Here is a 4426-nt window from a genome sequence, read left to right on the forward strand (position 1 = left end):
CCCGTCCCCCTCAACCCACCCGCACCGAAGAATCCCTAACCACCAGCTCAGTAGCGATCTCCACCGGCTTGTCCAGCGCCCCGTCCCCGGCCAACGCCGAGACCAGCATCCGAGCCGCCTCGGCCCCCATGTCCCGCAGCGGCCGTCGCACGGCGGTCAGCGGCGGGGCGGTGAGCGGGGCGTGCCCGGCGTCGTCGAAGCAGGCGACGGCCACGTCGTCGGGCACTGACCGGCCGAGCTGCGCCAGTAGCTGCAGGACGCCCGAGGCCGACAGGTCGTTGTGGGTGAAGACCGAGTCGAACTCGATTCCGTCGGCCTCGGCCCGGGTCACGGCCACCCGGCCGGACTCCCCGGAGTAGTCGCCGGGGAAGTGCGCCTGCTGCGGCACCGGGAACCCGGCCTCGGTGAAGGCTTCGGTGAAGGACTCGACCCGCTCGACGGCGCAGTCGTAGCCCTCCGGGCCGCCGAGTACCAGGGGATGGCGGCGGCCCAGGCTCAGCAGGTGCTCCGCGGCCTGGCGCGCCCCCGCGCGGTTGCCGCTGGCGACCACCGGCATCCGCGCGGCCGCGGTCCGGTCGCTGATCAGCACCACCGGCAGTCCGGCGGCGGCCATCCGGTCCACCGCGGGTAGCGTCTCCTCCGGCTCTATCACCAGTAGGCCGTCGAAGGCGTTGGCGTCGACGTGGCCCGCGAACCGGCGGAAGGAGTCGTCGCCGCGGTTGCGGGTGAACAGCATCAGCCCGTGGTTGCTGCTCTCCATCGCGTCCACTACACCCTGCATGACCTGCGCGATCCACGGCCGGGTGAGGGCAGGCGCCAGTACCCCGACCACCCCGGTGCGGCCCTTGGCCAGCGACACCGCCCCGGCGCTGGGCACATAGCCGAGCTCCTTGACGACCCGCCGGACCCGGGCCGCGGTGGACGCGTCCGTCTCCCCTTTTCCGTTGAGCACCCGCGACACCGTGGCCTTGCTGACCCCGGCCCGCAACGCCACATGGGCGATGGTGACCCGCATTCCGATCCCCCGTCCTCACTTACTAACCCCGGACAGGATTGTGGCACGGCGACCACCCGGCGTGTTCCCCACTGCGAAACCAGTAGCGGCGGGACCACCAACGGTGGCCCCGCCGCCTTTGATCAGGTACGGACGGATCAGACAGACGGATCAGGCAGACGGATCAGGCAGACGGATCAGTACGAGGTGGTGATCGTCACCCCGCTGAAGGCGGCCTGCCCGTACAGACTGATGTACTGGTACCCGGCCGGCGGGTTGCTGATCGTCAGGCTCTGCGTCGTCCCGCTGTTCTGCGAGCCTTGGGTGTACGCGCTCGGCGTGGCCCAGGTGCTCGGGTCGTACAGCAGATAGGCCGTCCCGGTCCCGCCGGCGGTGGTGATGGTCAGCGTCGAGGTGCCGGCCGGGACGTCGATGTAGAAGTAGTCGATCGCGCCGGCCGCGGCCGACTCGCCGGTCCGCGAGCAGTTCTGACCCATGACCCGGGTGTCCGGGTCGGTGCAGGTCTGGCTCGGCGGCGGCGTCCCGCCGGCCTGGCAGGCCCCGGCCGCGCACTGGTCCAGCCAGGTGTTGAAGTCGGCGTCGTAGGACGTGCCGATGGTCGTGCCGTAGAAGGTGTAGGCGCCCTGGTAGTCGCCGGCCCGGAAATCCGCCAGCAGCGTGGCGATGTCGGCGGGGTGCCGTTCCATCATGTAGCGGACGGCGAGGTAGCCCCAGGGATAGGTGCGTGTCTCGTCGCTGTTGTCATACGTGCTCTGCCACAGAGTGCTCAGCGCGTACCGGTGCGTCGCCGCCTCGCTGACCGCCTCGGTGTCGGTGACATTGCGGTAGCTGTACGAGACGTACTCGGCGACGCCCTCGATCCACCAGATGTCCGGCACCGTGGTCTCGGCGGCGAAGTCGCCCTTGGTGTCGTACTCGGCGTCCAGCGCGTGCGTGAACTCGTGGTTCAGGTTCCACACCCGGGCCACGAAGCCGTTGTCGGTGGCCCACTGGTACATGATCGAGCGCACGATGTTGTTCGGGTCGGTCGGGTCGCCGGTCAGCGTGATGCCGCCGTTGTTGGTGTCCACGCCGTAGATCGGGCCGGCGTAGGTCTGGTAGTCGGTGGGCGAGCCGAACACGGTCAGCACGAAGTTCTGGTCGTACTGGCCGGGGATCGGGCCGTTGTCGTGCACCAGCGTGTGGAAGTACGAGTACTGGCCCAGGATGCTGGCGCAGACCGCGCTGGTGTCCGCGGCGGTCAGCGCCTGGGACAGCACGGTGTGGTTGGCGTCGCAGTGCGTGGTCGTGGTGAGCACCGCGGCGGTCAGCTTCGTGGCCAGGTCACACACGTTGTAGTACGCGCAGTTCGCCTGGTCGTAGTAGTCGGCGTTGCCGGCCACCGCGACCCACAGCGGCGCCGTGGGACCGGTCATCGACGAGGCGGCGAGCAGCCCGTTCATCAGCGGCCGCACCTTCGCCTGCAGCGCGGTGTGCTGCACGAACCGGCTCATCTCCAGCCCGGCGTTGGAATCCAGGTAGGAATTCGCACCGCCGAGCAGACTGATGTGGTTCAGCGCGAAGCTGTTCAGCGTGTCGATGATGCTCGGGTCGGCGGTGACGGCGGTGACGAACGCCGGGAACTGGTGCCCCCGGAACAGCGGCGTGTAGACGTCGTTCACCGCGTTCAGCATCGTCGGGTACGCGTCGAAGGAACTGTTGTAGGCGTTCAGGATCTGCTGGTAGGCGCCGAGGTAGCGGGCCTGCTCGCCGGCACTGTCGGTGAGGATGACGGTCTCGCCGAGCACAGGTCCGTTGTTGTCGTTCACGTCCAGCGCGTGCGAATCGGCGAAGAACGCGTCCAGGCCGCCCTCGACTGCGGTGGCGAGCGCCTGGCCGTAGGCCGGGATCGAGCCGTTGCTGTAGTACTGCACGTAGTACCCGGCGCGCAGGAACAGCACGAGCTGCTGGACGCTGGTGGAGTCGTCACCGGGATAGCTCCCGGCGCCGCTCTGGTAGGACCCGGCGACGGCCTCCATGTTGGCTTCGCTGAAGATCGTGGTGGCGTCCGAGCCGGTGACGGTGAACAGGGTGTTGATGCAGTCGGTAGTCGAGGACTTGACGTAGTCCGCGAGGGCGCTGCCGGAACGGGAGTCGAAGTCCGCGGGCGTACAGGACTGAGTCGCCGTGGCCTTCGCGACCGATGACTGCTTCGTGGCGCCGGTCTTGGCTCCGTCGGCGGTGCTGCCGCCGATCGGCACCCGCGGTGCGAGATCCCCGACCGGCTTCGCGGTCTTCGCGACGGCGGGGCGACCGGTGTCGGTGGTGGTCGCCGAGCCGGTCGGCGACGGCGAGTTCGTGCTCTGACTTGCACTCTGATTCGCGCTCGGATTCGTGCTCTGGTTCTTGGTCTGACTCGGTGCGGCGGCGGCGTGGCCGGTCCGCGACGAGGCGGCGGCCGACGCGGTGCCGGTGGCGGTCACCCCGGCGATCGCCACCGCGGCCAGGGCCGCGGCGGCTATTCCGGGCAGGCGGGATCTGTGCCGGCTGAGCTGGGAGCGGCGCATCACTACTCCTTGATGGTTGGCGTGCGCCTCAGGGGGCATCGGACGAGGAGGCGCTGGACCGCAATCTGACAGCGCCACAGAGGACTGACAATGTGTTCGGGGGATAGGACTATGGCACGCGCGGCCATAACTCCAGCGTCGTTCCAGTTCAACAGTGCTATGTCACAGATTAATGACCGGTCTTGGTCTTGTAGGCGCCGGCGGCCCAGGCCTGGAAGTGTGCCGAGCGCGCGATCAGCGTCCGGTACGCCGCGGTCGCCGATCCGAACAACGCCTCCGCGACGTCGTCACCGAGCCGGTCGCGCCGCCACACCAACAGGTACCGGCACCACAGCGGCGTGCCGATCAGGGGTTTGATGACCACCCCGGGCAGCGCCCGCAGCGTAGCCTGCACCATCGAGATGCCGAGCCCGTCCGCGATCATCTCCTGGAGCTGCATCTGGTCGCCCAGGAACTCGTGCACCGCGGCCGGCTCGAATCCGGCCGTCTCACACGCGGCGTAGAACACGCCGGGCCAGCCCGCGCCGTCGTCCGGCGTCATGAACCACGCCTCCGAGGCCAGATCCGCGAGCGCCACCTCCACCCGCCGCGCCAGCGGATGCCGCGCGGGCAGCGCGACGAACGACGGCTCGGTCACGATGCCCCGGTGCGCCAGCCGGTCCGAATGCGCCAGTTCCAGGCTCGGGTAGTCGGCGGCGACCCCGGCGTCCAGGGAGCCCTCCTCCAGCTGGTCGACGATGTCGGCCGAGGAGTAGACACTGCTCACCGAGACGGTCAGATCCGGCAGCACGCCACGCAATCGCCCCACGAGCCCGGGCAGCATCGGCGTGTTGGTCGCCGCGAACCGCAGCGTCCGCCCCGCCCC

The 4426-nt window shown here is 69.3% G+C and carries 3 protein-coding genes; all 3 read right to left on the reverse strand.

Annotated features, from left to right (window positions below):
- Positions 1 to 10: 10 nt before the first annotated feature.
- Complete coding sequence (locus KGQ19_RS47510) at positions 11 to 1015, reverse strand: LacI family DNA-binding transcriptional regulator (RefSeq protein WP_212022061.1); 1005 nt, start codon at positions 1013 to 1015, stop codon at positions 11 to 13.
- Between the two features lie 176 nt (positions 1016 to 1191).
- Positions 1192 to 3561 (reverse strand): collagenase, encoded by a 2370-nt coding sequence (locus KGQ19_RS47515; protein ID WP_212022080.1) that lies wholly within the window; start codon positions 3559 to 3561, stop codon positions 1192 to 1194.
- A 169-nt stretch (positions 3562 to 3730) separates the two neighbouring features.
- A partial coding sequence (locus KGQ19_RS47520) for a LysR family substrate-binding domain-containing protein (protein WP_212022082.1) occupies positions 3731 to 4426 on the reverse strand: 696 nt, incomplete at its 5' end.

Origin of the sequence: Catenulispora pinistramenti (genome assembly GCF_018274385.1) — a bacterium.
GTDB lineage: Bacteria > Actinomycetota > Actinomycetes > Streptomycetales > Catenulisporaceae > Catenulispora > Catenulispora pinistramenti.